Genomic DNA, 1923 nt, shown 5'->3' on the forward strand with positions numbered 1-1923 from the left:
TTTAAGGTTGAATATGATGAGAATTTTATTTATGCAGAAAAACATTACAAGTTTTTAAAAATAGAATATTAAAATTTGCCTCTTTGTATATCAAAGGGGTTTTAAGCTGTAAATACATATGGGAGGGAATTGATGGATAAGGATATGCTTTCACGTTATAGAGATTTGAAAAGAGAACTTAGAATTTTAGAGTTAGAAAATAAAAAGCTAAATAAGACAGAAATTGTAGTAGATAAAGTGCAGGCATCTAACACAGAATTCCCTTATCAAGAAATGAGCTTACCTATAATTGGCATGAGAGAGCTTACGGACAGGGAGAAGGCTATTAGGGATAGTTTAAATGCACAGTGGCAGAGAGCTTTTGATTTGCGTTTAGAGATAGAGGATTTTATTAATAGTATAGAGGATAGTAGGGTTAGGATAGTGTTTAGATTGAGATATGTCGAGGGTTGGAGCTGGCTTAGGATAAGTTCTTATATGGGCAGTGTTAATGAGAGTTACTCTAGAATGATTCATGATAGATTTCTAAATTCCTAAAACTTTGGGCGGTTTATCCGAAAAAAATAGTTTATAATATATATAGCAACATATGTTATATTTAATCAGCGAGAGGTAAAAATGCAAGAAATATTTATTTTTGTAGATGATTCAGGGACTCTACATAAGAATTCAAATAATGATTATTTTATTTATGCCGGATATTTATTTTTAGATAAAGATAAAAAAGAAGACGCCAAAAGACAATACAAAAGTTTAAATCGCAGAATAGCTAATGAATTACAAAGAAACGATGAACTAAAGGGTTGTAATTTAACGCCAAAACATAAAAGAGCTTTATTTAATGTAATGAGAAACGAATATAGTTTTCATGTAGCAGTTAAAATATCTAATATTTATACTTATATTCTTGAGAATAAAAAATCGATTGTAAGGTATAAAGATTATATTATAAAGAGAATACTTAAGTACAGTATAAATGAATTAATAAAAAAAGAAAAAATTAATCCATATGAAGATTTGAAAATAAATATAGGTATTGATGAACAATTAACGTCTACTAATGGTTTTTATACACTAAAAGACTCTGTATATGAAGAATTAAAAACAGGGATAACTAATTATGATTATGGGACGTTTCACAAACCAATAGTTTTTGGTGAGTTGGAAGTTTGTGTATATTATTGTGATTCAAAGTCCAATTATTTAATTCAAGCAAGCGATATTTTAGCTAATAGAATTTTTGTGTCATATAGAGATAATAGACAAAATCTAAGAAAAATAAATAGGCATTTTATATTGACTTTGCCTTAAAATAGGGTATAATAAAAATACAGATAATACTGTTTACACTTAGAAACAGATAGTGATATTAAGCGTACTGTTGAGTACGCCTGACTAAGTGGGAAAAGCCCTTACTTATAAGTAAGGGCTTTTTTTGTGGTTTTAATTTTGTGCGTTTTGTGCGAAATGTGCGTGTTATATTAATAGAGTAGAAATGTGTATTCATTTTGACCTCTTAGAATAGTTAGTAAAGAGAACCTTATTGATTTAGGGTTCTTTTTTGTTATGTAAAAATAGAAAGGTGGTGTGGTATTGGCACTTAATAAAAAACAAAAGAGATTTGTGGAAGAGTATCTTATTGACCTCAATGCCACACAGGCAGCTATAAGGGCAGGATATTCTCCAAAAACAGCTAAGGAAATAGGAAGTGAAAACCTAACAAAACCTAACATTAAATCTGAAATAGATAAAGCAATAGCAGAACGTTCAAAAAGAACGGGAATAAATGCAGATAGAATACTACAGGAATTAGGAAAACTGGGTTTTGTAAATATAGCTGATGTAGTAGATTTAGAGACGGGAAAAGTAAAAGACAGTGCATCTGATGAAGACTTAGCTTGTATCCAATCTATAAAAATAAAG

Annotated in this window: 3 protein-coding genes; all 3 read left to right on the plus strand. The window is 29.5% G+C overall.

Translation table 11 applies throughout. The features are described from left to right. The first annotated feature begins 132 nt into the window (after window positions 1-132). Window positions 133-537, plus strand: coding sequence for a hypothetical protein (locus SOR77_RS10175; protein ID WP_320636984.1), 405 nt, complete (start codon window positions 133-135; stop codon window positions 535-537). A gap of 81 nt (window positions 538-618) precedes the next feature. Then, complete coding sequence (locus tag SOR77_RS10180) at window positions 619-1311, plus strand: DUF3800 domain-containing protein (protein WP_320636985.1); 693 nt, start codon at window positions 619-621, stop codon at window positions 1309-1311. Window positions 1312-1593: 282 nt separating this feature from the next. Then, window positions 1594-1923, plus strand: a 330-nt coding sequence (locus SOR77_RS10185) for a terminase small subunit (protein ID WP_320636986.1), incomplete at its 3' end; no start/stop codon positions are given.

Origin of the sequence: Peptoniphilus sp. (genome assembly GCF_034090345.1) — a bacterium.
Taxonomy (GTDB): Bacteria; Bacillota; Clostridia; order Tissierellales; family Peptoniphilaceae; genus Peptoniphilus.